This window comes from Halotolerantifilum yawarlongkerapense, from assembly GCF_054506745.1.
In genome coordinates this window covers 1746145-1770657 of sequence record NZ_CP199719.1, presented here as the reverse complement: position 1 = coordinate 1770657, position 24513 = coordinate 1746145, and the positions used below count along the sequence as shown (strand labels likewise).

General features: G+C 50.9%; 25 protein-coding genes, 3 rRNA genes and 2 other annotated features (1 of these 30 only partly in view). Of the genes, 22 read left to right on the top strand and 6 right to left on the bottom strand.

The features are described 5' to 3' along the window. Positions 1 to 105 precede the first annotated feature (105 nt). From speD to ACULM0_RS08580, 11 genes are all read left to right on the top strand, one after another. Positions 106 to 534 (top strand): adenosylmethionine decarboxylase, encoded by a 429-nt coding sequence (gene speD, locus ACULM0_RS08630; RefSeq protein ID WP_463679874.1) that lies wholly within the window; start codon positions 106 to 108, stop codon positions 532 to 534. Further along, entirely contained in the window at positions 535 to 1380 is an 846-nt protein-coding gene (gene speE / locus ACULM0_RS08625) for a polyamine aminopropyltransferase (RefSeq protein WP_463677145.1), read from the top strand. It abuts the gene before it with no gap. A 20-nt stretch (positions 1381 to 1400) separates the two neighbouring features. Beyond that, positions 1401 to 2219: an agmatinase gene (gene speB, locus ACULM0_RS08620; protein WP_463679873.1), complete on the top strand. Its 819-nt coding sequence runs from the start codon at positions 1401 to 1403 to the stop codon at positions 2217 to 2219. 21 nt (positions 2220 to 2240) lie between these two features. After that, complete coding sequence (locus ACULM0_RS08615) at positions 2241 to 3698, top strand: aminotransferase class I/II-fold pyridoxal phosphate-dependent enzyme (protein WP_463677144.1); 1458 nt, start codon at positions 2241 to 2243, stop codon at positions 3696 to 3698. Between the two features lie 328 nt (positions 3699 to 4026). Beyond that, positions 4027 to 5566: ribosomal RNA gene (locus tag ACULM0_RS08610) — 16S ribosomal RNA — on the top strand. 204 nt (positions 5567 to 5770) lie between these two features. After that, positions 5771 to 8710: ribosomal RNA gene (locus tag ACULM0_RS08605) — 23S ribosomal RNA — on the top strand. Positions 8711 to 8829: 119 nt separating this feature from the next. Further along, positions 8830 to 8946 (top strand): 5S ribosomal RNA (gene rrf / locus ACULM0_RS08600). The 16S, 23S and 5S rRNA genes sit together here, the layout of an rRNA operon. 73 nt (positions 8947 to 9019) lie before the next feature. Continuing rightward, complete coding sequence (locus ACULM0_RS08595; RefSeq protein WP_463677143.1) at positions 9020 to 9454, top strand: thioredoxin family protein; 435 nt, start codon at positions 9020 to 9022, stop codon at positions 9452 to 9454. 67 nt (positions 9455 to 9521) lie between these two features. Beyond that, entirely contained in the window at positions 9522 to 10172 is a 651-nt protein-coding gene (locus tag ACULM0_RS08590) for a GntR family transcriptional regulator (RefSeq protein ID WP_463677142.1), read from the top strand. A gap of 18 nt (positions 10173 to 10190) precedes the next feature. Then, complete coding sequence (locus ACULM0_RS08585; RefSeq protein WP_463677141.1) at positions 10191 to 10697, top strand: 3H domain-containing protein; 507 nt, start codon at positions 10191 to 10193, stop codon at positions 10695 to 10697. A 66-nt stretch (positions 10698 to 10763) separates the two neighbouring features. Then, positions 10764 to 11792 carry a PTS sugar transporter subunit IIC gene (locus tag ACULM0_RS08580; protein ID WP_463677140.1) on the top strand — a complete coding sequence of 343 codons (1029 nt, stop codon included), beginning with the start codon at positions 10764 to 10766 and terminating at the stop codon, positions 11790 to 11792. On the opposite strand, the gene rpoZ is transcribed toward ACULM0_RS08580, so the two are convergent. After that, the gene (rpoZ, locus tag ACULM0_RS08575; RefSeq protein WP_463677139.1) at positions 11761 to 11964 is read right to left on the bottom strand and encodes a DNA-directed RNA polymerase subunit omega; all 204 of its coding nucleotides are present in this window, start codon (positions 11962 to 11964) and stop codon (positions 11761 to 11763) included. The genes ACULM0_RS08580 and rpoZ overlap by 32 nt on opposite strands. An 11-nt stretch (positions 11965 to 11975) precedes the next feature. Further along, on the bottom strand, positions 11976 to 12140 hold the full coding sequence (locus ACULM0_RS08570; protein ID WP_463677138.1) for a uracil-DNA glycosylase: 165 nt from the start codon (positions 12138 to 12140) through the stop codon (positions 11976 to 11978). Positions 12141 to 12246: 106 nt separating this feature from the next. Between ACULM0_RS08570 and murI the strand changes: the two genes are divergently transcribed. The 3 genes from murI (at position 12247) to serS (ending at position 15013) form a co-directional block, all read left to right on the top strand. Beyond that, positions 12247 to 13023 (top strand): glutamate racemase, encoded by a 777-nt coding sequence (murI, locus tag ACULM0_RS08565; RefSeq protein WP_463677137.1) that lies wholly within the window; start codon positions 12247 to 12249, stop codon positions 13021 to 13023. Between the two features lie 159 nt (positions 13024 to 13182). Beyond that, positions 13183 to 13431 (top strand): hypothetical protein, encoded by a 249-nt coding sequence (locus ACULM0_RS08560; protein ID WP_463677136.1) that lies wholly within the window; start codon positions 13183 to 13185, stop codon positions 13429 to 13431. Positions 13432 to 13476: 45 nt separating this feature from the next. Further along, positions 13477 to 13691: a binding site (T-box leader), on the top strand. A gap of 44 nt (positions 13692 to 13735) precedes the next feature. Then, positions 13736 to 15013, top strand: a complete 1278-nt coding sequence (gene serS, locus ACULM0_RS08555; protein WP_463677135.1) for a serine--tRNA ligase — start codon at positions 13736 to 13738, stop codon at positions 15011 to 15013. 70 nt (positions 15014 to 15083) lie between these two features. Here serS and ACULM0_RS08550 read toward each other — a convergent pair whose 3' ends face one another. Continuing rightward, the gene (locus tag ACULM0_RS08550; protein ID WP_463677134.1) at positions 15084 to 16268 is read right to left on the bottom strand and encodes a pyridoxal phosphate-dependent aminotransferase; all 1185 of its coding nucleotides are present in this window, start codon (positions 16266 to 16268) and stop codon (positions 15084 to 15086) included. Positions 16269 to 16585: 317 nt separating this feature from the next. On the opposite strand from ACULM0_RS08550, the gene ACULM0_RS08545 reads away from it, so the two are divergent. From ACULM0_RS08545 to rsmI, 7 genes are read left to right on the top strand one after another with little or no spacing between them, the layout of a single operon-like run. Beyond that, complete coding sequence (locus ACULM0_RS08545) at positions 16586 to 17941, top strand: aminotransferase class I/II-fold pyridoxal phosphate-dependent enzyme (RefSeq protein ID WP_463677133.1); 1356 nt, start codon at positions 16586 to 16588, stop codon at positions 17939 to 17941. 19 nt (positions 17942 to 17960) lie between these two features. Then, positions 17961 to 18521 carry a signal peptidase I gene (gene lepB, locus ACULM0_RS08540; RefSeq protein ID WP_463677132.1) on the top strand — a complete coding sequence of 187 codons (561 nt, stop codon included), beginning with the start codon at positions 17961 to 17963 and terminating at the stop codon, positions 18519 to 18521. Between the two features lie 14 nt (positions 18522 to 18535). Further along, on the top strand, positions 18536 to 18862 hold the full coding sequence (locus tag ACULM0_RS08535) for a cyclic-di-AMP receptor (protein WP_463677131.1): 327 nt from the start codon (positions 18536 to 18538) through the stop codon (positions 18860 to 18862). Between the two features lie 9 nt (positions 18863 to 18871). Further along, a complete protein-coding gene (gene holB / locus ACULM0_RS08530; RefSeq protein ID WP_463677130.1) occupies positions 18872 to 19852 on the top strand; it encodes a DNA polymerase III subunit delta' in 981 nt (326 codons plus the stop codon). A 13-nt stretch (positions 19853 to 19865) separates the two neighbouring features. Then, positions 19866 to 20690, top strand: a complete 825-nt coding sequence (locus ACULM0_RS08525; RefSeq protein ID WP_463677129.1) for a PSP1 domain-containing protein — start codon at positions 19866 to 19868, stop codon at positions 20688 to 20690. Between the two features lie 37 nt (positions 20691 to 20727). Beyond that, positions 20728 to 21483: a tRNA1(Val) (adenine(37)-N6)-methyltransferase gene (locus ACULM0_RS08520; protein WP_463677128.1), complete on the top strand. Its 756-nt coding sequence runs from the start codon at positions 20728 to 20730 to the stop codon at positions 21481 to 21483. A gap of 3 nt (positions 21484 to 21486) precedes the next feature. Further along, the gene (gene rsmI, locus ACULM0_RS08515; RefSeq protein WP_463677127.1) at positions 21487 to 22305 is read left to right on the top strand and encodes a 16S rRNA (cytidine(1402)-2'-O)-methyltransferase; all 819 of its coding nucleotides are present in this window, start codon (positions 21487 to 21489) and stop codon (positions 22303 to 22305) included. A 53-nt stretch (positions 22306 to 22358) separates the two neighbouring features. On the opposite strand, the gene ACULM0_RS08510 is transcribed toward rsmI, so the two are convergent. Then, on the bottom strand, positions 22359 to 22601 hold the full coding sequence (locus ACULM0_RS08510) for an AbrB/MazE/SpoVT family DNA-binding domain-containing protein (protein WP_463677126.1): 243 nt from the start codon (positions 22599 to 22601) through the stop codon (positions 22359 to 22361). 213 nt (positions 22602 to 22814) lie between these two features. Beyond that, positions 22815 to 23252, bottom strand: coding sequence for a hypothetical protein (locus ACULM0_RS08505; RefSeq protein ID WP_463677125.1), 438 nt, complete (start codon positions 23250 to 23252; stop codon positions 22815 to 22817). 90 nt (positions 23253 to 23342) lie between these two features. On the opposite strand from ACULM0_RS08505, the gene ACULM0_RS08500 reads away from it, so the two are divergent. Continuing rightward, positions 23343 to 23852: a flavin reductase family protein gene (locus tag ACULM0_RS08500; RefSeq protein WP_463677124.1), complete on the top strand. Its 510-nt coding sequence runs from the start codon at positions 23343 to 23345 to the stop codon at positions 23850 to 23852. 37 nt (positions 23853 to 23889) lie between these two features. On the opposite strand, the gene ACULM0_RS08495 is transcribed toward ACULM0_RS08500, so the two are convergent. Further along, positions 23890 to 24279 (bottom strand): YxiG family protein, encoded by a 390-nt coding sequence (locus tag ACULM0_RS08495; protein ID WP_463677123.1) that lies wholly within the window; start codon positions 24277 to 24279, stop codon positions 23890 to 23892. Positions 24280 to 24404: 125 nt separating this feature from the next. Continuing rightward, positions 24405 to 24513, top strand: a binding site (T-box leader) (it continues 109 nt past the right edge of the window).

The following is a 24513-nucleotide window of genomic DNA, read 5'->3' as shown; positions in this document are numbered from 1 at the left end:
GTTAGTGTAAACAAGAAACATAGTATAGCTAAATTTAGTAATACTATATTAAATCGAAAGTTAAGTTTAATGAAACTAAACTCGTGGAGGTGGCAGATGATGAAAATGGAACAACTGGGACGGCACATTCTCGTGGAGTACTATAACTGCGACAAGGATGTCCTCAACAATCATGACGAAATTGAGACAATGATGATCGATGCGGCTGTGGTGGCAGGCGCTACGGTAGTGGAAAGTGTATTCCATACCTTTAACCCTTGGGGCGTCAGCGGTGCAGTGGTGATCCAAGAATCACATCTGACCATCCACACGTGGCCTGAATACGGATATGCAGCTGTTGATCTTTTCACCTGTGGCGATACCGTGAACCCTTGGGTGGGTTTTGACCATCTGAGCGATCACCTGAAGGCTGAGCGCAGTGAATCGACTGAAGTCGCACGTGGCGTGGTAGACAAGATCCGACGGTTTTCAAATATCCAAGGTGCGATCACTCATAAACCCATGGAAGAGACGATCATGGAGGAAGTGGTATAGATGGAGCTTTGGTACACAGAAGAGCAAGCAGCCGGTGTACGACTGTCATTAAGGGTAGCCAAGCATCTGCATTCAGAGCAGAGTGATTTTCAGAAGATCGATGTATTCGAGACACCGACCTTCGGCCGTGTGCTCACGCTCGATGGCCTGATGATGGTCAATGAAAAAGATGAGTTCATCTATCACGATATGATTGTCCACGTACCTATGGCCGCCTCACCCGAGATCAAAAAGGTTCTCGTGATCGGTGGTGGTGATGGTGGAACGGTGCGCGAATTGTGTCGATACCCCCAGTTGGAGCGTATCGATATGGTGGAAATCGACCGTCGCGTCGTAGATCTGGCCAAGGAGTACCTTCCCTTCACATCCGAGAGTCTCGATGATCCACGCGTGACCCTCTACTATGAAGATGGTATTGCCTTTATCGAAGGAAAAGAAGCAGTCTATGATTTGATTCTAGTAGATTCAACGGATCCAATTGGACCTGGAGAAGGTCTTTTTTCACGCGCTTTCTACGAGAACTGTCACCGCGCGCTTACGGAGAAAGGGATCCTGGTGAACCAGAATGAATCTCCTTACTACGTTGAGCAGTCCCGTGAGTTCAAGAGAGCATACGAAAAAATCAGCGAGGTCTTTGCGGTAGCAGAGGTTTACCAGTTCCATATGCCGACGTATCCATCAGGTCACTGGCTCTTCGGATTTGCTTCGAAAGGTATTCATCCGACCGAGAATGAAAACGTGGACTCTTGGGAAGCGTATGGCCTTAGTACACGATACTATAACACGGCTTTACACCGTGGTGCCTTTGCACTACCGACATATGTGAAGGAAATGATGAAAAAGTGAAGAATCAACCGAATGTTTTCATGGGTTTCGATGCAAGCTATGATGAAAGTGAAATCGTTCTGTTCGGAGCGCCCTTTGATGGAACCACTTCCTTTCGACCCGGAACACGTTTTGGACCTGATCATATGCGTCGTGACTCCATCGGCTTGGAGCTCTACAGTCCTTATAGGGACCGCTCGCTGACCGATCGTCAATTGTTCGATTATGGCAACCTCGATTTACCCTTCGGTCATACAGGACAGGTGCTCGTTCAGATCCAGAAACTGACCGAGAGAATCCTTTCTGACGGGAAAAAGCCCCTGATGGTTGGGGGCGAGCACCTCGTGACCTACGGGGCAGTCAAGGCCATGGTGGAGAAGTATCCCAATTTAAGAATCATCCACCTTGATGCACATGCCGATCTCCGCGATCACTACATGGGAGAAAGATACTCTCACGCTACAGTGATCCGTCGTTGCATGGACCATCTCGAACCCATGGCGGTGTACCAGTTCGGCATTCGCTCGGGAAGCCAAGAGGAGTTCGAATGGCAGGCGGAACACACAACCATGGAGCGATTCACGATCAAATCGTTGGTCGATCAGATAGAAACACTCAAAGACTATCCTGTCTACCTTACGATCGATCTGGATGTGCTGGATCCCTCTGTTTTTCCCGGCACCGGTACGCCAGAGCCCGGCGGCATTCAGTTCCACGATCTCCTGTGGGCTTTTGAACAGTTGGCTCCCTTGAACATCGTGGGTGCCGATTTGGTGGAGTTATCCCCTCATTATGATGGCTCCGGAGTTTCCACAGCAGTCGCTGCAAAAGCGTTGAGAGAACTCGCGCTGATTCTATAGAAGAAAGGAGCGTTGACGCGCATGCACCCATCACAGCAAAAAACACCGATTTTTGATGCGCTGAAAGCCTATCGCGCGGAAGGCGTGATCGCTTTCGATGTTCCCGGACACAAGCAGGGGAAGGGCAATGCAGCTTTGGCTGCTCTTCTAGGTGAAGAAGTATTGGCAATCGATGCAAACTCGATGAAGAGTTTGGACAACCTGGCCAATCCCGTTTCTGTGATCAAAGAAGCGGAGTCCTTGCTTGCAGAGACCTTCTACGCCGATTACGCTTACTTTCTGGTCAACGGCACCTCAAGCGGTGTGCAGTCCATGATCATGAGCGTTATGCATCCACATGAGAAGATACTGATCCCGCGGAATATCCATAAATCGGCGATCACTGGTATCTTGTTCAGCGGGGCCATTCCAGTTTATATGGAACCAATTTACGATCGTGAGCTCGGGATTTATCTGGGTCTGTCCTATGAAGAAGTGAAACAGAGTATCGATGAGAATGATGATGCCAAGGCCCTCTTTTTAATTAATCCGACGTACTACGGCGCTGCCAATGATCTCGAGCGTATCGTTGCCTATGCGCATGAAAAGGGTTTGACGGTACTCGTGGATGAAGCACACGGAGCACACCTGTGCTTCCATGATGAGCTTCCACTGAGTGCTATGCAGGCGGGAGCAGACATCAGTGCCGTGAGCCTTCACAAGACCGGAGGTTCCCTCACCCAGAGTTCAGCTCTCCTCATGAAAGGAAACCGTGTGGATCCCCATTACCTGAGGAAAATCATCAATATGACGCAGACGACAAGTGCGTCCTACCTGTTGATGGGAAGCTTGGATGTCGCCAGAAAGCAGTTAGCGCTTGAAGGAAGAGAAAAGCTTTCCGGTGTACTCGCACTATCGCGACAGCTGAGAGAACGGATCAATGTGATTCCTGGACTCAAGGCAATCGGCAAAGAAGTGGAGGACGAAGGACGTGTCTTCCGCTACGATGAAACGAAGATGGTGGTTCATATCGAGTCTCTGTCGATCAACGGATTCGAACTGTACGATTTGTTACGAGAGGATTATCACGTCCAGATGGAGCTGGGGGATGCCAAGAATGTGTTGGCGATTATCAGCCTGGGGGACAACCAGTATGCAATCGATCGTTTCGTATCGGCACTGGAGGATATCAGTAGGCGATTCTTCGTATCCGAAGAGATGGACCGGCCTATCATCCCGAGTTTCAACGACTACCGAGTGGTCTACTCTCCTAGAGATGCTTTCTACCTTCCGAAGGAAACGCTGCTTTTGTCAGAATCCGTGGGACGGATTTGCGGGGAATCGATCATGGCCTACCCGCCGGGTGTACCGATTGTCAATCCAGGTGAACTCATTACGGAAGAAATGATCCACTATATCCGATTTTTACTACGACAACAAACGGTCATCAATGGTCCGGAAGATCCGACCTTAGAGACCATCAAGGTGTTGAAAGTATAACCTCGCTCATTTTGCGGGGTTTTTTCATGGGGATCATTCTTCAAAAGATGAGATCCCTAGAAAAAAGATGTGAGAAAATAATGATTCGTCCGACATTAACACCACGGGTACTTTCTTGGATTTCGGCTTGACTTTAGATTGGTGCGATGATAAGATGATGTAGTCGCTCAGATGAGTGGCGGGAAACAAAAATAAAAAAATCCTTGACGAATAGTAGAGAGTATTATATAATATTATTTGTCGCGTCGGAAGACGCAACGGGGAAAAGATCATTGAAAACTGAATCGTACGAAACGTCAATTTTTATTAGAGCTATGGTTTCAAAATTTTTTCAAAGAGTTTGATCCTGGCTCAGGATGAACGCTGGCGGCGTGCTTAACACATGCAAGTCGAACGAGAAGCGAGGGAACGGACACTTCGGTGGAAGGGAACTTGCGGAAAGTGGCAGACGGGTGAGTAACGCGTGGGCAACCTGCCCTGAACAGAGGGATAGCCACCGGAAACGGTGATTAATACCTCATGAAGCGAGAAGGTCGCATGACCTGCTCGTTAAAGATTTTATCGGTTCAGGATGGGCCCGCGTCTGATTAGCTAGTTGGTAGGGTAACGGCCTACCAAGGCGACGATCAGTAGCCGACCTGAGAGGGTGATCGGCCACACTGGAACTGAGACACGGTCCAGACTCCTACGGGAGGCAGCAGTGGGGAATATTGCACAATGGGCGCAAGCCTGATGCAGCAACGCCGCGTGAATGATGAAGGCCTTCGGGTCGTAAAATTCTGTTCTAAGGGAAGAAGCAGTGACGGTACCTTAGAAGCAAGCTCCGGCTAACTACGTGCCAGCAGCCGCGGTAATACGTAGGGAGCAAGCGTTATCCGGAATCACTGGGCGTAAAGAGTGCGTAGGTGGTCCATCAAGCCTGAGGTGAAAGGCAACGGCTCAACCGTTGTAAGCCTTGGGAACTGTTGGACTTGAGTACAGGAGAGGAAAGTGGAATTCCTAGTGTAGCGGTGAAATGCGTAGATATTAGGAGGAACACCAGTGGCGAAGGCGACTTTCTGGACTGTAACTGACACTGAGGCACGAAAGCGTGGGGAGCGAACAGGATTAGATACCCTGGTAGTCCACGCCGTAAACGATGGGTACTAGGTGTCGGCATGCGAGTGTCGGTGCCGCAGTTAACGCAATAAGTACCCCGCCTGGGGAGTACGGTCGCAAGACTGAAACTCAAAGGAATTGACGGGGACCCGCACAAGCAGCGGAGCATGTGGTTTAATTCGAAGCAACGCGAAGAACCTTACCAAATCTTGACATCTCCTTGATCGCTCTTTAACCAGAGCTTTCGGCCTTTGGTCGACAGGGATGACAGGTGGTGCATGGTTGTCGTCAGCTCGTGTCGTGAGATGTTGGGTTAAGTCCCGCAACGAGCGCAACCCTTGCATTTAGTTGCCAGCATTAAGTTGGGCACTCTAGATGGACTGCCGGTGACAAACCGGAGGAAGGTGGGGATGACGTCAAATCATCATGCCCTTTATGATTTGGGCTACACACGTGCTACAATGGTCGGTACAACGGGCAGCGACTGCGCAAGCAGGAGCGAATCCTTATAAGCCGATCTCAGTTCGGATCGTGGGCTGCAACTCGCCCACGTGAAGCTGGAGTTGCTAGTAATCGCGAATCAGCATGTCGCGGTGAATGCGTTCCCGGGTCTTGTACACACCGCCCGTCACACCATGGAAGTTGGGAGCACCCGAAGTCAGTGATCCAACCGCTTTAAGCGGGGGAAGCTGCCGAAGGTGAGACCAATGACTGGGGTGAAGTCGTAACAAGGTAGCCGTATCGGAAGGTGCGGCTGGATCACCTCCTTTCTAAGGAGAATCATAAAAAATAAGCCTTTAATGAAAAGACGTTCGTACGATTCAGTTTTGAGGGATTTTTTCCCTTGTATAGTTTTTGTTCATTGAAAATTGCATACAGCAAAACTTCTTAAAATCTAAGAAAAAAACCAAGCTGAAATTTGAAAGAAAGAATCTCTTTTTTAAAAGATCTGAACACCGACTCAAGGTGAAGCAGGTCAAGTAAGTAAGAGCATAAGGCGGATGCCTTGGCACTTGGAGCCGATGAAGGACGTGGTAAGCTGCGAAAAGCCCCGTGTAGCCGCAAGCAGGCGATGATACGGGGATGTCCGAATGGGGAAACCCCCTCGCGTTCATCCGCGAGGACCGTCAGGTGAATACATAGCCTGACGGGGGGAACCCGGTGAACTGAAACATCTAAGTAACCGGAGGAAGAGAAAGAAAACAATCGATTTTCCGAGTAGCGGCGAGCGAAAGGGAAAGAGCCCAAACCGAGACCTACGGGTCTCGGGGTTGCGGACGGACGAATAAAGTTTAGGGATAAGTCTAGTCGAAGATGCCTGGGAAGGCACACCAGAGCGGGTGATAGTCCCGTAGACGAAAGGTGGACCCGGACGACGTCCGATCCAGAGTACCACGGGACACGAGAAATCCTGTGGGAAGCAGGGAGGACCATCTCCCAAGGCTAAATACTACCAAGTGACCGATAGCGCATAGTACCGTGAGGGAAAGGTGAAAAGAACCCCTGGAGGGGAGTGAAATAGAACCTGAAACCTTATGTTTACAAGCAGTGGGAGCAAGCATGACTTGCGACCGCGTACTTTTTGTAGAACGGGCCAACGAGTTACGTTATGCAGCGATAGGTTAAGGTGCTTGAGCACCGTAGCCGTAGCGAAAGCGAGTCTGAATAGGGCGACGAGTTGTATGGCGTAGACCCGAAACCGTGTGACCTACCCATGAGCAGGGTGAAGCAGAAGTAAAATTTTGTGGAGGCCCGAACCCATGTCTGTTGAAAAAGGCTGGGATGACTTGTGGGTAGCGGAGAAATTCCAATCGAACACGGAGATAGCTGGTTCTCCCCGAAATAGCTTTAGGGCTAGCCTGAGGAAATGAGACACGGAGGTAGAGCACTGACTAGCCTAGGGGGCTTCACCGCCTACCGAAGCTTATCAAACTCCGAATGCCGTGATCTTTATCCTTGGAGTCAGACAGCGTGTGATAAGATTCGTTGTCGAGAGGGAAACAGCCCAGACCATCAGCTAAGGTCCCCAAGTGTGGATTAAGTGGGAAAGGATGTGACATTGCCTAGACAACTAGGATGTTGGCTTAGAAGCAGCCACGCATTGAAAGAGTGCGTAATAGCTCACTAGTCGAGTGATGTCGCGCCGAAAATTACCGGGGCTAAAATCCACCACCGAAGCTATGGATTAGAAGACTTAAGGTCTTCTAGTGGTAGGGGAGCATTGTATACGGGACGAAGCTGTACTGTAAGGTATGGTGGACTGTATAGAAGAGAGAATGTTGGCATGAGTAGCGAGAGGTGTGTGAGAATCACACCGGCCGAAAACCTAAGGGTTCCTGAGGAAGGCTCGTCCACTCAGGGTAAGTCAGGACCTAAGCCGAGGACGAAAGTCGTAGGCGATGGACAACAGGTGAAGATTCCTGTACCGCTTTAGAAGCGTTTGAGAGATGTGGTGACACAGGAGGATAGGCAGAGCGCGCGATTGGAAGAGCGCGTCCAAGCAGCAAGCTTGATGGGATAGGCAAATCCGTCCCGTTAAAAGGTGAGCTGTGATGGGGAGTGAACTTAAGTAACGAAGCTGTCGATTTCAAACTGTCGAGAAAAGCCGCTATCGAGTTTTTAGGGCGCCTGTACCGTAAACCGACACAGGTAGGTAGGAAGAGAATTCTAAGGCCAGCGAGAGAACCATTGTTAAGGAACTCGGCAAAATGACCCCGTAACTTCGGGAGAAGGGGTGCCGCGCGTAGGGTGTCAAAGCCTGAGGCGGCCGCAGAGAATAGGCCCAAGCGACTGTTTACCAAAAACACAGGTCTCTGCTAAATCGAAAGATGATGTATAGGGGCTGACGCCTGCCCGGTGCTGGAAGGTTAAGAGGAAAGGTTAGCGTAAGCGAAGCTTAGAATCGAAGCCCCAGTAAACGGCGGCCGTAACTATAACGGTCCTAAGGTAGCGAAATTCCTTGTCGGGTAAGTTCCGACCCGCACGAAAGGCGTAACGATTTGGGCGCTGTCTCAACAATGGACTCGGTGAAATTGTAGTACCGGTAAAGATGCCGGTTACCCGCAGCAAGACGGAAAGACCCCGTGGAGCTTTACTGTAGCTTGGCACTGGATTTTGGTATGGGATGTACAGGATAGGTGGGAGACATAGAAGCATGCGCGCCAGTGTGTGTGGAGTCGTCCTTTGGATACCACCCTTTCCATACCAGTGTTCTAACCAGGAGCTGTGATCCAGCTCTGGGACAATGTCAGGTGGGCAGTTTGACTGGGGCGGTCGCCTCCTAAAGAGTAACGGAGGCGCCCAAAGGTTTCCTCAGCGCGGTTGGAAATCGCGCAAAGAGTGCAAAGGCATAAGGGAGCTTGACTGCGAGACATACAGGTCGAGCAGGGACGAAAGTCGGGCTTAGTGATCCGGTGGTACCGCATGGAAGGGCCATCGCTCAACGGATAAAAGCTACCCCGGGGATAACAGGCTTATCTCCCCCAAGAGTCCACATCGACGGGGAGGTTTGGCACCTCGATGTCGGCTCGTCTCATCCTGGGGCTGTAGTAGGTCCCAAGGGTTGGGCTGTTCGCCCATTAAAGAGGCACGCGAGCTGGGTTCAGAACGTCGTGAGACAGTTCGGTCCCTATCTGCTGTGGGCGTTGGATATTTGAGAGGCTCTGTTCCTAGTACGAGAGGACCGGAATGGACGCACCGCTGGTGGATCAGTTGTCCTGCCAAGGGCATAGCTGAGTAGCTACGTGCGGAAGGGATAAGCGCTGAAGGCATCTAAGCGCGAAGCCCCCCTCAAGATGAGATATCCCATCATTTATGAGTAAGACCCCAGATAGACCATCTGGTTGATAGGCCAAGGGTGAAAGGGCAGTAATGCTTTTAGCTGATTGGTACTAATCGGTCGAGGACTTGACCTAAGGCGAACCTTGGGTTGGTGAGAAGATCATAAAGAGAAGATACTTTTTCTTAGAAACAACTTGGTTTGATTTGCTGTATGCGATTTTGAGTGAGCGAAAGCTTGCTTACAATTGAAGAATCCGGTGACGATAGCGAGAAGGATACACCTGTTCCCATCCCGAACACAGACGTTAAGCTTCTCAGCGCTGAAGGTACTTGGGGAGCAGTCCCCTGGGAGAATAGGACGTTGCCGGTCTTCTTTTTTTTTGCATTTTTTGGACGCACTTTTCTCATTCTCTGATAGAATAAGCATAAGGGAGTGATTTCATATGACATTTGAAGAATTCAAAATGGGTGAGGACGGTAGGCTGGCCGATAAAATCGAACGACTATTGCTAGTCCCGTTACCGAAAGACTTGGATCGCCAGATCGAAGAGATCGATGGCCCCATACGGGCTGTAGCTGTAGCGGAAACCTGGTGTCCGGATTGTGTCGTGAACATCGTCGTGTTGGAGAAGCTGGCACGCCGAATCGACATGACCTATAGGCTCATGACAAAAGAAGAAGCTGGGGAGCAATTTGCAGAAGACCATGTAGACGGTGTTTTGAAGATCCCGACCATTCGCTTCTACCGTGGCGATCAACTGCTGGGGAGCTTCGTAGAGCGTCCTTCTATCAAAGAATTTGACCGCGAAAAGTATCTCAAAGGGTTGTATTTTGGGGAAACACTTTCGGCGTTTCTTTCCATCTTGAACTCTCGTTGACAAGGCTTTCTCGGTTCGTTAGAATAAGGTGACTACCGGAGTGAAAGAGGGCACTGGAGGGTGACAAATGGACCTTTTCGATCAGAAAAAGGAGAATAAATCTTTAACCTCGATGATTTTTGAAAAATTACGTGAGGATATTCTAAATGGCGATTATAGCCGTGGGGATAAACTGGTGGAGGCGAAAATTGCCGAGGAAATCGGCGTGAGCCGTACCCCTGTGAGAGAAGCGCTTAAACAACTGGAGCTCGACGGTTTGGTGGATAACATTCCAAATCGTGGTGTCGTGGTCACGGGAATCAGCGAGCAGGATATTCGTGATATCTACCGGATCAGAATGGCCATCGAGACCATCTCCGTAGAATGGTGTATCGAGCGGATGGATGAAGAGGTCCTCGGTGAGCTTCAAGAAATTTATGATCTTATGGAATTCTTCACAGTCAAAGGTGATGTGGATCGCATCTTCGAACTGAACACCCGCTTCCATGAAACCATCTACAAGGCGACAAAAAGTCGATACATGGAACACGTACTGAAAGATTTCCAGCTGTTCATCAAATCTACCCGGGAGCGTTCTCTGCGCATGTCCGGCCGACTCGAGACAGCACTCGGAGAGCATCGACAGTTACTCGAAGCGATCAAGAATCGCGATATCGAGGCGGCGAAGAAAGCTGCCAGCGCCCATGTCATGCACTCCATGCAGAGCATCGATCATTAGAGAGGAAGCGATCTAGAGATGTCTGAGAAGAGACGCCAATCGTTATTGAAACAATTGAGCGAATCGGAGCAGCCCCTGAAGGGTCAGGATCTCGCGGATACCTATGGTGTCTCGCGACAGGTGATCGTCCAGGACATCGCTCTACTGAGAGCCATGGGACATCCTATAGTAGGTTCTTCCTCGGGATATCGCATCCAGCGTCCACACAGTGGCCAAGGATTGCTAAAAACCCTCGTGAGCCGTCATGAGGGGAGAGAGGCCATGGAGAAGGAGTTGCATCTCCTCGTTTCATACGGCGTAAAAATCTTAGATGTCATCGTCGATCATCCGGTCTACGGTGAAATCGTAGCGCCCTTGATGATCGAAACGCCTGCCGATGTTGAAGCCTTTATGAAAAAGGTCGAGAGTGTACAGGCGATCCCGCTGGCGGTCTTGACAAATGGCGAACATATTCATACAATTGAAGTGCCCAGCGAGAAAATCTACGCGCTGGTCCTCGAGGAATTGGAGCGAGAGGGGTTCTGATTCTTTTTTTTCGCCGGTACTGACAAGACAGATGACAATACATAAAGAGAAAGGGTGTAGCAAGTCATGAAGGGTAAACAGATCAGAGAGTACTTGATCAACACATTAAACGGGATGGCACTGGGATTGTTTTCTTCCCTGATCATCGGATTGATTCTCAAGCAAATTGGTGAACTCACGGGAATTGAGCAATTGATCTGGCTGGGGCAAGTGGCACAGTTCATGATGGGTCCAGCCATTGGAGCCGCCGTCGCTTACAATGTCAAGGCGTCCCCCCTGGCGATCTTTGCCACGGTTGCCGCTGGGGCCATTGGAGCAGGCACCGTCAACGTAACCGATGCGGGGATGACCATCGCCATAGGGGAGCCCATGGGTGCCTTTGTAGCGGCACTAGCCGCAAGTGAATTCTCCAAACGTATCGCCGGTCGAACGCGGGTGGATATCGTATTGGTTCCTGCGGCCACGATTATTGTTGGAGGACTGGTTGGCTTGTTCCTGAGCCCTGCGATTGCGACCTTTATGAAGGGAATCGGCGCTGTGATCAATACAGCCACAGAATTGCGTCCAGTACCGATGGGAATTATTGTGGCCGTCCTCATGGGCATGATCCTCACGCTGCCGATCTCCAGTGCTGCACTGGCGATTTCATTGGGATTGAGCGGTGTGGCCGCGGGGGCTTCTTTGATCGGTTGCTCAGCACAGATGATTGGTTTTGCTGTGATCAGTTACCGTGAGAATGGATTCGGTGGACTGATCGCCCAGGGCTTGGGCACCAGTATGCTCCAGGTTCCGAACATCATAAGAAACCCCAGGATCTGGATCCCGCCAATTGTGGCAAGTGCAGTCCTGGGGCCTATAGGTAGTGCGGTTTTCAAGATGGAATCAAATAGCATCGGAGCGGGTATGGGTACCAGTGGTCTCGTCGGTCAGTTCGGAACCATCGCGGCTATGTCAGAATCCCTTCCGATGCCACAGCTGATCGCTCTCATGGCACTCTTGCATTTCTTGCTTCCCGCTTTGATCAGTTGGATCGTAGCGCGTTATATGCGCCAAAAGGGATGGATCAAAGTGGATGATCTTCATCTGACCTCTTGACCTGATAGGTGCCATCGAGCAACTGGCTAACCGCTTCATTCAGCGCATCGGCCACCTTCATAGTATGATCGAGGCGTGCCAACTGGTGCGCGCGTCTGGAGACGACGTCGATGAGCTCATACCGGTTATCGGACTTTTGCAGCAGTTCTTCGATGCAGTATTTATCTAGCATCTGTGCCCCTCCTATTCCTTACCTTTCGGACGAAAGACCTTGCAGTCCTCGCCCGAGCTCTGCTTGACGATGATCGAGGGGAGTCGTTTCGATTTGAATCCAAAGTAGCGACAACCTCTCGGTTGCTTTGGATCCCATGTGATAAAGTAGTGCTTGCATCTCATACAATTGACCATCACGACCCTCCTATTTCTATTATACGCTTTGAAAGGCCCATAAAACGAAAGTGGCCTTTCTTTTTTTTTTTCACTACATTATAATGTTAATCAGCGAGGTGAGACAATGCGAAAAGATCCGATCGGTGTCTTCGATTCGGGATTGGGCGGGCTATCGGTGGTTGAAACGATCAGGCGCCTGTTACCGTCGGAGGATATCATCTATATAGGGGATTCTGCTCATGCGCCCTATGGGGTACGTCAGAAATCAGAAGTGGTGGCGCGTTCAATCGCTATTGGTGACGAGTTGGTCCGCCGTTCGTGCAAGGCTCTGGTCGTGGCCTGCAATACAGCAACCAGTGCTGCCATCGGCGAGCTGAGAGAGCGGTATGATCTCCCGGTGATTGGGATGGAGCCCGCCCTTAAGGTGGCCACAGAGGATGTAGCGGGTTCGATCCTCGTGCTAGCCACAGAATTGACCCTTGCGGAGGAAAAGTTCGCGGGGCTGATGGAACGTGTCGGGAAAAGTCATGAGATTTTCAAAGAACCGGCGCCCGAATGGGTCACCTTGGTGGAAGCGGGGCATCTGGACGATCAAGAAGCAAGGGAGATGGTAATGTCCACCTTGTGTCCCTACAGACAAGGACCACCATCGGCCATTGTACTTGGCTGTACTCATTTCGTTTTCTTGAGACCGTTGATTGAAGAGATTTTCCCTCAGACCAAGGTTATCGATGGCAATGAGGGCACGGTCAGGCAGTTGATCCGATTGCTCGGGGTCCGCCATCAACTGGAGAAACGCCAGGATCCCGGGGAACTGGTGATCGAAAACACGGCGGGGGACAAACTGGTCCAAAGATCCTTGGATTTGCTACAAAAAAGTCAGTTGTCCTCCAAGCCATAATACGATATTATGATATGGTGCGCTTAATGACAGAGGTGAAACCATGATGAGAATATTCAATAAAATTATAGAGCTCTTTTCTAAGAAGAAGAAAAATGAGGATTTGAAAACCTTCCTCATGCACCATCATATGGTACGAACGACGGGACGAAAGAAACGATGGTAAATCCGGTGGAACGGACCGATGATCGTCATTTGATCGAGGCGCGTATCGCTGAACTCATTGAAGCCAAGAGTCTCGATCCTTATGCAGAACAGGTGATCAAGTTGCGTTACGGTATCGATCGTAAGGAACCGTTGACCTTTGCTGCCATGTGCCGTGTCCTACGGGTAAAACCGAAGAAACTAAAAGCGGATATTGAACGCTTCGATCGGTTGATCTTCAACGATCTGAAGCGAAGCTTCTAGCTTGACACGATCGGCAGCGGTATGGTATGATTCTTTCAAATATCATTGTAGGTGATGATGGGAGCAAGTAGACAGAGAGCCCTTCAAGAGAGCTGGTGGTCGGTGTGAATCAGCAGGGTACCCTTTCGAAATCCATCCCGGAACCTTTGGGTAATGCCAAACGATTTGCGTTCGTTATCGCGCTGAACTGAAGTTGGATCTCCGCTGTAAACGGGGGTCAAACAGGGTGGCACCGCGGGTAGAACCTCCTCGTCCCTGACATGGGAGAGGGGTTTTTTGTTTTTTTGAAAAGGAGGCAATCGAGATGTTGGACCTCAAACGCGTGCGTGCGTCATTTGACGAAGTAAAAGTACTGTTGGAAAAAAGAGGTGCCGGAGATTATGGTCTGCCGATGATCATCGAGATCGACGAGCGACGGCGAGCCCTGATCACACGGGTCGAAACGATGAAAAGCGAACAGAATGCGGTATCGAAAGAAATTCCCCAGTTGAAGAAGAAGGGGGAGGATGTCTCTGGCATTATCGGGAAAATGAAGGAACTGTCAGAAGAAATCAAGGTCCTCGATGAAGAACTGAAGGGCATCGAGACCGATTTGACCGAACGACTGCTGGGGATACCGAATACACCGCATCCGAGTACACCCGTGGGCGATACCGATGCCGACAACATCGAGGTGAAAAAGGTCGGGGAACCGATAACCTTCGCTTACGAGCCCAAAGCACATTGGGATATTGGGGTCGATCTGGACATCATGGATTTTGAAAGGGCTTCGAAAATCGCCGGTGCACGGTTTACAGTACTGAAGAAGGCGGGGGCAAAGCTAGAGCGCGCTCTGATCAACTTCATGCTGGACCTGCATACGGGAGAACATGATTTCGAAGAAGTGCTCCCCCCCTTCATGGTCAACCGAGATGCCATGGTCGGTACGGGTCAACTTCCCAAATTTGAGGAGGATATGTTCCACTTGCCGGCCAAGGATTTCTTCCTTGTACCAACGGCAGAAGTACCCGTGACGAATCTCTATCGGGAGGAGATCCTTTCCGAGGAGCAGTTGCCGATTTACCATACAGCCTATACACCGTGTTTCCGCAAGGAGGCCGGATCGGCGGGTAGAGACACACGCGGTTTGATCCGCCAGCATCAGTTCAACAAGGTGGAACTCGTGAAGTTCGTCCACCCGGATCATTCTTACGATGAGCTGGAGAGTTTGCTTCTGGCGGCAGAAGAAGTGCTCAAGCGGTTGGGCCTTCCCTATCGCGTCGTACAGCTCTGTGGTGGCGACCTCGGTTTCAGCTCGGCGATGACCTACGATATCGAAGTATGGATGCCGAGCTATGATCGCTACCTCGAGATTTCCTCTTGTTCAAACTTCGAGGATTATCAAGCCCGACGTGCTAACATCCGCTTTCGTGAAGAGGAGACCAAGCAGGTTCGGTTTGTCCATACGCTCAATGGATCGGGTCTTGCCGTGGGCAGAACGTTAGCCGCTATTCTGGAGAACTATCAACAGGAGGATGGTTCGGTCATCGTACCTGAGGCCCTAAGACCCTATATGGGTGGCAGAGAGAGATTAGAAGCATAAAGAAGGCAAGAGAGCCCAGCGAAAGACGTGAGGACGTCACTTCGTGGGCTCTTCTTATCTTGTGTAATGATTAGTTCTTTTCCCCGTCCAAGGTATCGAGGAAACGGATAAAACGATCGAGACCACGTTCGATTTCCTCAAGCGAGGCGGCGTAACAAATGCGCACGTGATCGTCCATCCCGAAGGCAATACCGGGCACAATCGCCAGCCCTTCTTCCGCCAGCAGTCGTTCGGTGAAGGCGAGGGAGAAGGAAGCGTCCTCATCGAAATGGTCGCGGTAGGGAGAAATATTGACGAAAAGATAAAAAGCACCGTCAGGCGGAACAAAGGTTAGCGCGGGATTCCCTCTTATCCGGTCGAGTAGATAGGCGCGGCGCTTCGTATAGGTATCGATCATGGACGCCTCTTCCACCCGCGCGCTCTCGAGGGCACCCAGTGCGATGTACTGTGCGGTGAGAGACGGGTGCGAGACAAGGTGACCCTGCAGTCGGCTCATGGCCTCGGCATAATGCCTTGAAGAGGCGGTGTAGCCGATGCGTAGACCCGTCATGGCGTAGGATTTGCTCATACCATTGACCAGGATCACCTGATCCTTTGAGAAGCGCCCTGCGCTCGTGAAGGCCCGTTCGTAGATGATCCGCTCGTAGATCTCATCGGCGAGCAAGATGAGATTCTCCTGTTCGCAGAAGGTAACAATAGCCGACACCTCCTCTTCGCTGTAGAGCGCTCCGGAGGGATTCGAAGGATTGTTTAAGATAACCACTTTCGTACGGCGGGTCATATGGGCATCAAGATCTTGAGGGGTCACGCGATAGTGATTCTCTTGTAAGGTGGGGACGAAGACCGGCTCACCGCCCACTAGCTTCACCATCTCAGGATAACTTACCCAGTAGGGTATGGGGATGAGGACCTCATCACCGGGATCAAGAAAAGCGAGGAGGGCATTGGTAATCGCCTGCTTGGCCCCTGAGGTGACGACAATCTCATCGGCCGCATAGTCGAGTCCATTGTCACGCGAAAGCTTCTCGGCGATCGCTTCTCTCAGCGGCAGAAGACCAGGGACGGCATCGTAATGTGTCTGGTGCTCGTCCAAGGAGCGAACACCGCGCTCAATGGCAGGCACTGGTGTATGAAAATCCGGTTCCCCGATGCTCAGGTCGACGATATCATGCCCTTCGCGTCGCATGGTAGCGACCTTGGTACTGATCCCGATCGTATAGGAAGGTGTGATTTTCATGAGTTTTCGAGATAGCATGAGATTCCCCCTTTGTATTTGATGGATGGACTGATAAAATAAGAGTAGTTTGAGACCGTTTCGGCTACACTGATTATACCATATCCAAGGAAACATGATTTTTACCCCTTTCCACAGAAAGGGAGAAGGATTGAGCCCGTTCACACGCAAGACAACCCGTGGTCGCTGGCTCTTCTGTAGAGATGATAAAAAAGAGAGAAGGGATTGCATGCCCCTGGTATTCCAACTGGTGGCTTTTGCTGTGATCGTGATCATGGCGATCATGGCGCTGTACACTGTAAAAGATTTGATACATGATTTGAGGAAGGGTGAGAAGCATGAGACTGCGCGACGGTCTGAAAAAGATCGCCGATGAAGAGCTGATCTCCTTTCATATGCCGGGTCACAAGGGTCGGCAGGTATTGGACCACTTGGAGAATCGATTTGACCTGACAGAGATCGAGGGTGCAGATGATCTCCACCACGCCGAGGGCATTATCTTGGCAACCGAGAAACTGGCTGCCCGGTACTTTTCCAGCCGTCGGGCCAAGCTCTCCATTAACGGAAGCACCTCGGGCATCCAGGCGATGATTCTGGGGAACACGCGCCGGGGCGATCGGATCCTGGTCAATCGCAACGCGCATAAGTCTATCTATAATGCTATGATTCTCCAAGACCTCATGCCGACCTATATCGTCCCACGCATTCATTCAGAATGGGGTATTCCCCTTGGTGTTGATTCCGATCAGATGCAAGGGCTGTTGACGAAGGAGGCCTTCTCCTGTGCGGTGTTGACGACTCCGGCCTACGAGGGGGCGGTGACAGACCTGTCGCCCTTGGCTGAAAGTCGAGTCCCTCTATTGGTGGATGCAGCACATGGAGCGCATCTTCCGCTTTTCCAAGGGGCACCTCCGAAGGCCGATGCGACGGTGGAAAGCCTTCATAAGACAACACCTGCTATGACCCAGACGGCGATTTTGAACATCCGGAGCGAGCGTTTGGATGAAGACCGGATGGATTACTATCTCTCGGCCCTGATGACCTCGAGCCCCAGTTACCTCCTGATGGCCTCGATCGACCTGGCACTCGAGCGTCTGATCACTACGGGGCCAGAAGAGATGAAGGTTCTCATCACAGAGATCGAGGCTTTCGAGAAGCGTATTGCGGACACGAGATTTGAGGTGCTACGTTTTCAGGGACAAGATCCCACGAAGATCTTGCTCTCCGGTCTGCACCTGGGCATCGATGGGTTGACGTTACAGAGCAAATTGAGACAAGAGCACCGGATCGCAGTGGAGTACGCCCGTAGGGACTACTGCCTGCTGATGACGAGCATTGCAAATACACGGGAGGATTTTATGGCCCTTTCCGAGGCGTTGGCAAGAATAGATGCCGATGCCGATGGACAAGCGCTTGTCCACGGAAACGTGATGAACCCCCTGACGCCACCGGAGATTGTTGCGTCACCAAGGGAGGCTTTTGATCACCTGAAGCGGACTTGCGACCTCCATGATGCCGTGGGAACAATCGCGGCAGAGTTCATTACACCCTACCCACCGGGCATCCCGTTGGTCGCACCCGGTGAACGGATTACGGTCGAGATGGTCGATCAAATCCAATCGATGAAAGAGCACAATATGCAGATTGTAGGTACTAAAGACCACTCATTGAGGACATTACAGGTTCTCCGCTAGAGAAAGAAGGAAAAATATAATGAGAGAGCGAATCGTAAAAGAATTGATCGAATGGGGAAAATCCATTGCCCTGGCGCTTTTGATTTTCTTCGTGCTGAATCTTTTCATCGGTACCACTACCGTCTACTCGACCTCGATGTATCCCACTCTTGTGGAGCGCGATTTACTCCTTCTGAAAAAGGGTACAAATGTGAATAGAGGGGACATCATTTCATTTGAATCGTCCCTGCAGCTATCAGAAGATGATCTCGAACAGTTGAACGTGATCCAGTCGCTGATCGCCAGTGAAGGTGATCAGAAACACTTGATCAAGCGTGTTATCGGACTGCCGGGGGAGGCCCTCACCATTGAGGGAGGACATGTTTACATCGATGGTGCCGTTCTTGAAGAACCCTACCTGAGCACCACGACCTCTGGGGATGTGTCCATTGAAGAGATTCCCGAGGGGCAGTATTTTCTCATGGGGGATAACCGCCCGGTGAGCATGGATAGTCGGCATCTAGGCCTGATCGATGGCGAGACCATCATCGGCAAGGCGATCTTCAGATTATGGCCGCTCAATCGTATCGGTAGTATGTAGGAGGAGGGATAGTCATGAAACTTGTCATCGCAATCGTTCACGACGAAGATGCACATGATTTGGTAGAAGAGTTGACAGAAAAAGAATACGGGGTTACGAAATTAGCATCCACCGGTGGATTCCTAAAAGCTGGGAACACCACGTTACTGATCGGCGTACCCAAGAGACAGGTGGATGATGTGATCGAAGTGATCAAGGATACCTGTGACACGCGCAAAGAGTACACGACGACAAATACCATGGTAGGCAACGCCACGGGATTCGTGGGCATGCCCATAGAGGTCACGGTCGGTGGAGCGACTATCTTTGTGATCGATGTGGAGAACTATCTGAAGATCTAGGAGTCGACTATGGACCTGAGTAACGTTTTGCACCATGAACAACAGAAGAATCATCTGCTCTCCGCCCTGAAAAGCGGCCGTCTCTCACACGCCTATCTATTCGAGGGTCCGGAGGGCGTGGGGAAGTGGACCCTGGCAAAGACTTTTGCACAGGGTCTTTTCTGCGAGGCTTCTCATCCCATACCCTGTGGCGAATGCCCATCTTGCCGCCAGGTGCTTTCGGACCAGCATCCGGATTTTTTCCTCATCGAACCCGGTAAAGAGAGTATCAAGAATGAAAGGATCGAAGCTTTTCAAGAATTTGTCCGGACGAAACCCTATCGAGCGAAAAAAAAGATCGCCCTGATCGATCGCGCGCACCAGATGACACCACGCGCTCAAAACCGTCTGTTGAAAACACTGGAGGAGCCACCGGCTGATACCCACCTTTTTTTGATCAGTGCCAATGCTTCTGCGCTTCTACCTACGGTACGCTCCCGTCTCTTGATCTTGCGTTTCCACCGGATGCCGGAGGAAGTGTTGACGCGATTACTGGTGGAGAGACACGCTTTGTCCTATCTGGAGGCAGAGCAGTTGGCCCGTCTCTCCGGAGGATCCGTCGGAAGGGCGCTGGCTCTGAAGGAGAGCGATGACTTCTATGCCCTCAGAACCCTCCTCGTGGAGATCGTAATCGATATGATCGATCGCAAGCGTGAGCCGGTTTTGAGAAAAATCTCGAAATTGAAGGCTTATGAAGATTCCTTTGATGATATAATGTATATACTTAAACATCTGTTTCGTGATCTCATGATACTAAAAGGTGGTGGAGATGATCGCTTATTGATCCATGCCGATGAGATCGAGCTGCTACGTGCCAAAAGACACGCGGTCTCCCGAGAGCAACTTCTGCGGGCGATGGAGCAGCTGGAAGCTTGTGAAACGATGTTTAAGCAGAACGTTCAAGTGGAAACCATTATGGATGTTCTTTTTGTCAATCTTTTGTCCGCATAGCGAGGAGGAATTTATGGTAACCGTTGTGGGCGTACGTTTTAAAAAAGCGGGGAAGATCTATTATTTCGATCCTGCAGATCATACAGTACAGCAAAACGATGAAGTCATCGTGGAGACGGCCAGGGGTGTTGAGTTCGGCACCGTGGTCATCGGTCCCAGGGAGATTACGGAAAAAGAGGTGGTTTCACCTCTCAAACGCGTGATCCGAGTGGCGACACACGAAGATCGTATCGTGCACCAAACGAACAAGTTGAAGGCAGAAGAAGCCATGACCATTTGCGAGGAAAAAATCCGGGCGCATGGACTAGGCATGAAGTTGGTCGATGGGGAATACACTTTCGACAACAACAAAGTGATCTTTTACTTCACAGCTGATGGAAGAGTGGATTTCCGGGAACTGGTAAAGGACCTGGCCTCAGTTTTCCGCACGAGAATCGAGCTGAGACAGATCGGCGTACGGGATGAAGCGAAGATGCTCAACGGCGTCGGTCCCTGTGGAATCCAACTCTGTTGCGCCAACTGGCTCTCAGAGTTTGACCCGGTCAGCATCAAGATGGCAAAAGACCAGAACTTATCGTTGAACCCTTCGAAAATTTCTGGTGTATGCGGTCGACTGATGTGCTGTCTGCGTTACGAGCACGAGAATTATGTGCAGATGCGCGTGGATCTTCCGGTACGAGGCGCCGAAGTGATGACGCCCGAAGGTGCCGGCATTGTGGTCGACAGCATCATTTTGCAGGAGTCGGTGAAAGTACGGTTGTTCGCCGATAAGAAGAAGCGGGAACTCGGTGAAGATGTCCTGCTCTTTAAAAAAGAAGATGTCAAGAAAGTCAAATAGGGAACCCGAGAGGGTCCCCTTTTTTTGAAAGGAGCTAATGTTGAGAAAAGGTGAACGGATCGACGATCTACAGAGGGAAGGACTTCGGATCATACAGAATCCCGATTGGTTTTGTTTCGGGATCGATGCCGTCTTACTGTCCGATTTCATCCGCATAAGACCGGGTAAGCGGGCGGTCGAGTTCGGTAGCGGTACGGGGATTATCCCCATCCTGCTGACAGCCAGGACACGGGTGGCTCGCATCCACAGTTTTGAGATTCAAGAAGAGGTGGTCGAAATGGCCCGCAGGAGTGTCGCCATGAATGGTCTGGAGGATCGTATCGAGATCATCCACGCGAACCTCTCGCAGGCCGCGGAGCACCTCGGGGCCGGCGAGATCGACGTGGTCTTCTCGAATCCCCCGTACATGACGGCCGATGATGGCATGAGTAGTCCCACACAACAGAAGGCCATCAGTCGACATGAGCTGACCTTTACACTGGAAGAATTATTCGCGAGTGCCTCTCGACTGCTCAAAGACCGCGGGGATCTTTACCTCGTGCATCGACCCCACCGATTGGTGGATTTGATTGTTGCCGCGCGCAACCATGATCTGGAGCCGAAGACCATCCGCTTCGTTCATCCGAAAGAGAGGGAGGCTCCTAACATTGTGCTGCTCCACTGTAAAAAGCGCGGTCGTCCTGAGTTGAAATTCATGCCTCCCCTGGTGGTCTACGATGAAAAGGGTGACTATACCGAGGCAATCCACGGGATTTACCAAAGCGCCCAAATCGATACTTTTGAAGGGAGATAGATTATGCTGAGCATTGTCCCCACCCCCATAGGCAACCTAGACGACGTGACCTATCGTGCGTTGGAAACCCTACGGTCGGCCGATCTGATCGCCTGTGAAGACACGCGCCATACGCTGAAGCTCCTGAGACATTTTGAGATCGAGAAGACCTTGATGAGTTATCATTTGCATAACCAAGAGGGTGCATCGGAAAAGATTCTCTCCCGGCTGGAAGCGGGTGCCCATGTGGCGCTCGTGACAGATGCCGGTATGCCGGGGATCCAGGATCCCGGCAGTTTGATCATCGAAAAGGCCATCGCCGGAGGTCACGAGGTCCGGGTGCTACCTGGTCCCACGGCCTTCGTGAACGCCCTGGTGGGATCGGGACTGCCGACGGAGCACTTCTTTTTTCATGGGTTCCTACCGCGTAAAAAAGCGGCCCGGATAAAGGTCTTTGAACACCTATCGCCTCTTGATGCCACGCTGATTTTTTACGAAGCGCCCCACCGGCTTGTCGCCTGCCTCGAGGATCTGAAGGAAAGCCTGCCTGGTAGGCGGATTGTCGTGGCCAGGGAGCTCACCAAGACTTATGAAACCTTTCACAGGGGATCGGCCGCCGAGCTCATGGCGCACTTCGGGGAGACGGGTGTAAGGGGAGAGATCGTACTTCTGGTCGAGGGGGCACCAGCACCCGAGGAGACGGATTACGATGATCTGCCGGTAAGGGAGCATATCTTGGGTTTTATGGAGATGGGGTTCTCCAAGAAAGAGGCCATCAAGAAAGTGGCCAAGCTGCGGGGTGTCCAGAAGAACGAGATCTACCGAGAGAGTCACGACCTATGACCAGAGGAAAAGCCCCCATCTCTCTGCTTCGAGAGATGGGGGCTTCGGATTCCTTACAGCGTTTTCAATTCTTCAATACAACTGGGGCAGATGTTCTTGCCCTTGATATTGGTGACGCCTTTGGCCTGACCACAGAAAATGCAAGCGGGTTCATATTTTTTTAGAATGATGGTTTCGCCTTCTGTAAAAATTTCAAGCGCATCTTTTTCTGCGATGCTTAAGGTACGTCTGAGTTCGATGGGGATAACCACACGACCGAGCTCATCGACCTTTCTCACGATACCAGTGGATTTCATCGACTAACCTCCTCACTAGACAAAAGTAGACAAATTTCGACAAAATACACCTAAATAATAGCAACAGATGGCACAAGTGTCAAATGTTACTTATGATTCGGGGCTATTTTGTTAATTTATGGTTCAATTATACTATCAACCTTCCTATAATTCAATTGTTTTCCAAAGAAATTTCGACAAAATGCACCGCTCAAAGAGCGGTGCACGGTTTGCTTATTCACTTTCGGCTTTTTCTTCCTTCACTACGTCCTCGGTTTCATTCTCCTTGTTGAAAAAACGATCGTAGGCCTTCTTGCCCACGGAAGCGGTGTGGAAAAACGAGCTGATGGTTCCCACGATATCCTTGTTGTCGTTGATCTCCTTGGTCACCTCTTCGCTCGTATCGGCGACATTGTCAATCGTACCCCGGAAACGGCCCAGCGTATAGGCCACCTCTGTGGAGATGTCCTTGGCGTTTTTCGTCAGATCGGGTACGCTATCGAGCGTTGCATCGATCTCCTCTCGGTTCTCTTCAATCAAGGCTTTGACCATCTTGAGCGACTGATACGCTTTGCGCAGGATCAGCACCAGATAGGCAAGAATCACCATCACCAAGATCCAAAGGAAGAAGAACCCGACGTCTTTCAATGTAAAAGCCAGTACAGTATTCAAATGAAATCACCCCATCAAATTGTATTGCGTTGCCCCTATCCTTTAATTTATGCCCATTATAGCGCGTTCTAACAGTAGAAAGGAGAAAAAATGGAAAAATATTTGAAAAGATGGCACGATGATGCGGATCTTATCCTCGAGAGGCTCTCAAAAGGTGCTTTTGTTACGGTTTCCGATGGCGAACGGGAAAATGCGATGACGATCGCCTGGGGGAGCCTGGGTTATCTCTGGAACCGCCCGGTGTTCACGCTCTACGTCCGCCCTTCGCGGTATACCGATGAGTTGCTGAGAAGATCGGATAGTTTCACGGTCTCGATACCCGAGGCCGGGGCCTACCGCGAGGCGCTGTCGCTGTGCGGAAGCCGCTCGGGGCGCGATCTTGACAAGGTGGAGGCGAGCGGGTTGAAATGCATATCCTCCGAACGGGTGGCGGCCCCGACACTACTGATCGCCGGCCGACACCTCGAGTGTCGGGTGCTGCAAAGGGAAGGCTTCGATGGGGACTCAATCCCGCGCTCGGTGCAGGAAGGGCATTATCCAACGGGAGATTTCCATCATATCTACTACGGTGAGATCCTGAGAACTTACGATTTGAAGTAAAAAAAAGCAGCCCTTTGGGCTGCCGGGTGGTGAAGGATTATTGTAGCGGTCGTTTGACATCGAGCTGTTTGTCGTCGATACGAATCGACGAGGCCTCGATGTACAGGGAAGATGTACCCGTGTCCACGGCGAAATTGGGAACACTGATGTTCACCGCATCCTCAGGGTCCGTCACGTCGACAGTGGCAAATTCTCCAAACCCCGTGGAGAAATAACTGATGGCATCAAGCTGACGCCCTGAGAACAGGGCGGATTCCTCGCCATCGACGAAGTAAAAGGCGGACACCCCATTGAAGAACACGCGAGTTCTTTCACCAGAGGCATCGACGAGTTCCACTTCGATCACTTCTTCCTGCATATGGAAATGAAGTTGGGCCACCCGTTTGTTCTTGTATTGATGAAGTAGGGGATTCAGTTTCTCCTGCATATTTGTCACTCCTCAAAAAGCACCTATTGTTGCGCTTACACTTTTTTATCATATGGAGCGGATAATTGCAAGTGCATTTGTACAGCTTGTCTTCATCGGGGGCCTATGGTATAATTTTGACATTGAAACAGGCTGAGAAGGGAAGAGTATCTCGAGCGAAAATGTCAAGAGAGCCGGTGGTTGGTGGGAACCGGTCGTTTTCACGGGAGAAGATGGTCCCCGAGCCGCTCGGTC

What these genes read in the sequence shown, in the direction of transcription:
- lepB (WP_463677132.1), top strand. Translation starts at nt 17,961, where the DNA reads ATGAGAGAGCGAATCGTAAAAGAATTGATCGAATGGGGAAAATCCATT.
- murI (WP_463677137.1), top strand. Translation starts at nt 12,247, where the DNA reads ATGCGAAAAGATCCGATCGGTGTCTTCGATTCGGGATTGGGCGGGCTA.
- ACULM0_RS08535 (WP_463677131.1), top strand. Translation starts at nt 18,536, where the DNA reads ATGAAACTTGTCATCGCAATCGTTCACGACGAAGATGCACATGATTTG.
- ACULM0_RS08525 (WP_463677129.1), top strand. Translation starts at nt 19,866, where the DNA reads ATGGTAACCGTTGTGGGCGTACGTTTTAAAAAAGCGGGGAAGATCTAT.
- ACULM0_RS08615 (WP_463677144.1), top strand. Translation starts at nt 2,241, where the DNA reads ATGCACCCATCACAGCAAAAAACACCGATTTTTGATGCGCTGAAAGCC.
- speE (WP_463677145.1), top strand. Translation starts at nt 535, where the DNA reads ATGGAGCTTTGGTACACAGAAGAGCAAGCAGCCGGTGTACGACTGTCA.
- ACULM0_RS08595 (WP_463677143.1), top strand. Translation starts at nt 9,020, where the DNA reads ATGACATTTGAAGAATTCAAAATGGGTGAGGACGGTAGGCTGGCCGAT.
- ACULM0_RS08570 (WP_463677138.1), bottom strand. Translation starts at nt 12,140, where the DNA reads ATGGTCAATTGTATGAGATGCAAGCACTACTTTATCACATGGGATCCA.
- ACULM0_RS08590 (WP_463677142.1), top strand. Translation starts at nt 9,522, where the DNA reads ATGGACCTTTTCGATCAGAAAAAGGAGAATAAATCTTTAACCTCGATG.
- ACULM0_RS08550 (WP_463677134.1), bottom strand. Translation starts at nt 16,268, where the DNA reads ATGCTATCTCGAAAACTCATGAAAATCACACCTTCCTATACGATCGGG.
- rsmI (WP_463677127.1), top strand. Translation starts at nt 21,487, where the DNA reads ATGCTGAGCATTGTCCCCACCCCCATAGGCAACCTAGACGACGTGACC.
- ACULM0_RS08545 (WP_463677133.1), top strand. Translation starts at nt 16,586, where the DNA reads ATGAGACTGCGCGACGGTCTGAAAAAGATCGCCGATGAAGAGCTGATC.
- ACULM0_RS08510 (WP_463677126.1), bottom strand. Translation starts at nt 22,601, where the DNA reads ATGAAATCCACTGGTATCGTGAGAAAGGTCGATGAGCTCGGTCGTGTG.
- speD (WP_463679874.1), top strand. Translation starts at nt 106, where the DNA reads ATGGAACAACTGGGACGGCACATTCTCGTGGAGTACTATAACTGCGAC.
- serS (WP_463677135.1), top strand. Translation starts at nt 13,736, where the DNA reads ATGTTGGACCTCAAACGCGTGCGTGCGTCATTTGACGAAGTAAAAGTA.
- ACULM0_RS08560 (WP_463677136.1), top strand. Translation starts at nt 13,183, where the DNA reads ATGGTAAATCCGGTGGAACGGACCGATGATCGTCATTTGATCGAGGCG.
- ACULM0_RS08585 (WP_463677141.1), top strand. Translation starts at nt 10,191, where the DNA reads ATGTCTGAGAAGAGACGCCAATCGTTATTGAAACAATTGAGCGAATCG.
- ACULM0_RS08500 (WP_463677124.1), top strand. Translation starts at nt 23,343, where the DNA reads ATGGAAAAATATTTGAAAAGATGGCACGATGATGCGGATCTTATCCTC.
- speB (WP_463679873.1), top strand. Translation starts at nt 1,401, where the DNA reads ATGGGTTTCGATGCAAGCTATGATGAAAGTGAAATCGTTCTGTTCGGA.
- ACULM0_RS08495 (WP_463677123.1), bottom strand. Translation starts at nt 24,279, where the DNA reads ATGCAGGAGAAACTGAATCCCCTACTTCATCAATACAAGAACAAACGG.
- ACULM0_RS08520 (WP_463677128.1), top strand. Translation starts at nt 20,728, where the DNA reads ATGTTGAGAAAAGGTGAACGGATCGACGATCTACAGAGGGAAGGACTT.
- rpoZ (WP_463677139.1), bottom strand. Translation starts at nt 11,964, where the DNA reads ATGCTAGATAAATACTGCATCGAAGAACTGCTGCAAAAGTCCGATAAC.
- holB (WP_463677130.1), top strand. Translation starts at nt 18,872, where the DNA reads ATGGACCTGAGTAACGTTTTGCACCATGAACAACAGAAGAATCATCTG.
- ACULM0_RS08580 (WP_463677140.1), top strand. Translation starts at nt 10,764, where the DNA reads ATGAAGGGTAAACAGATCAGAGAGTACTTGATCAACACATTAAACGGG.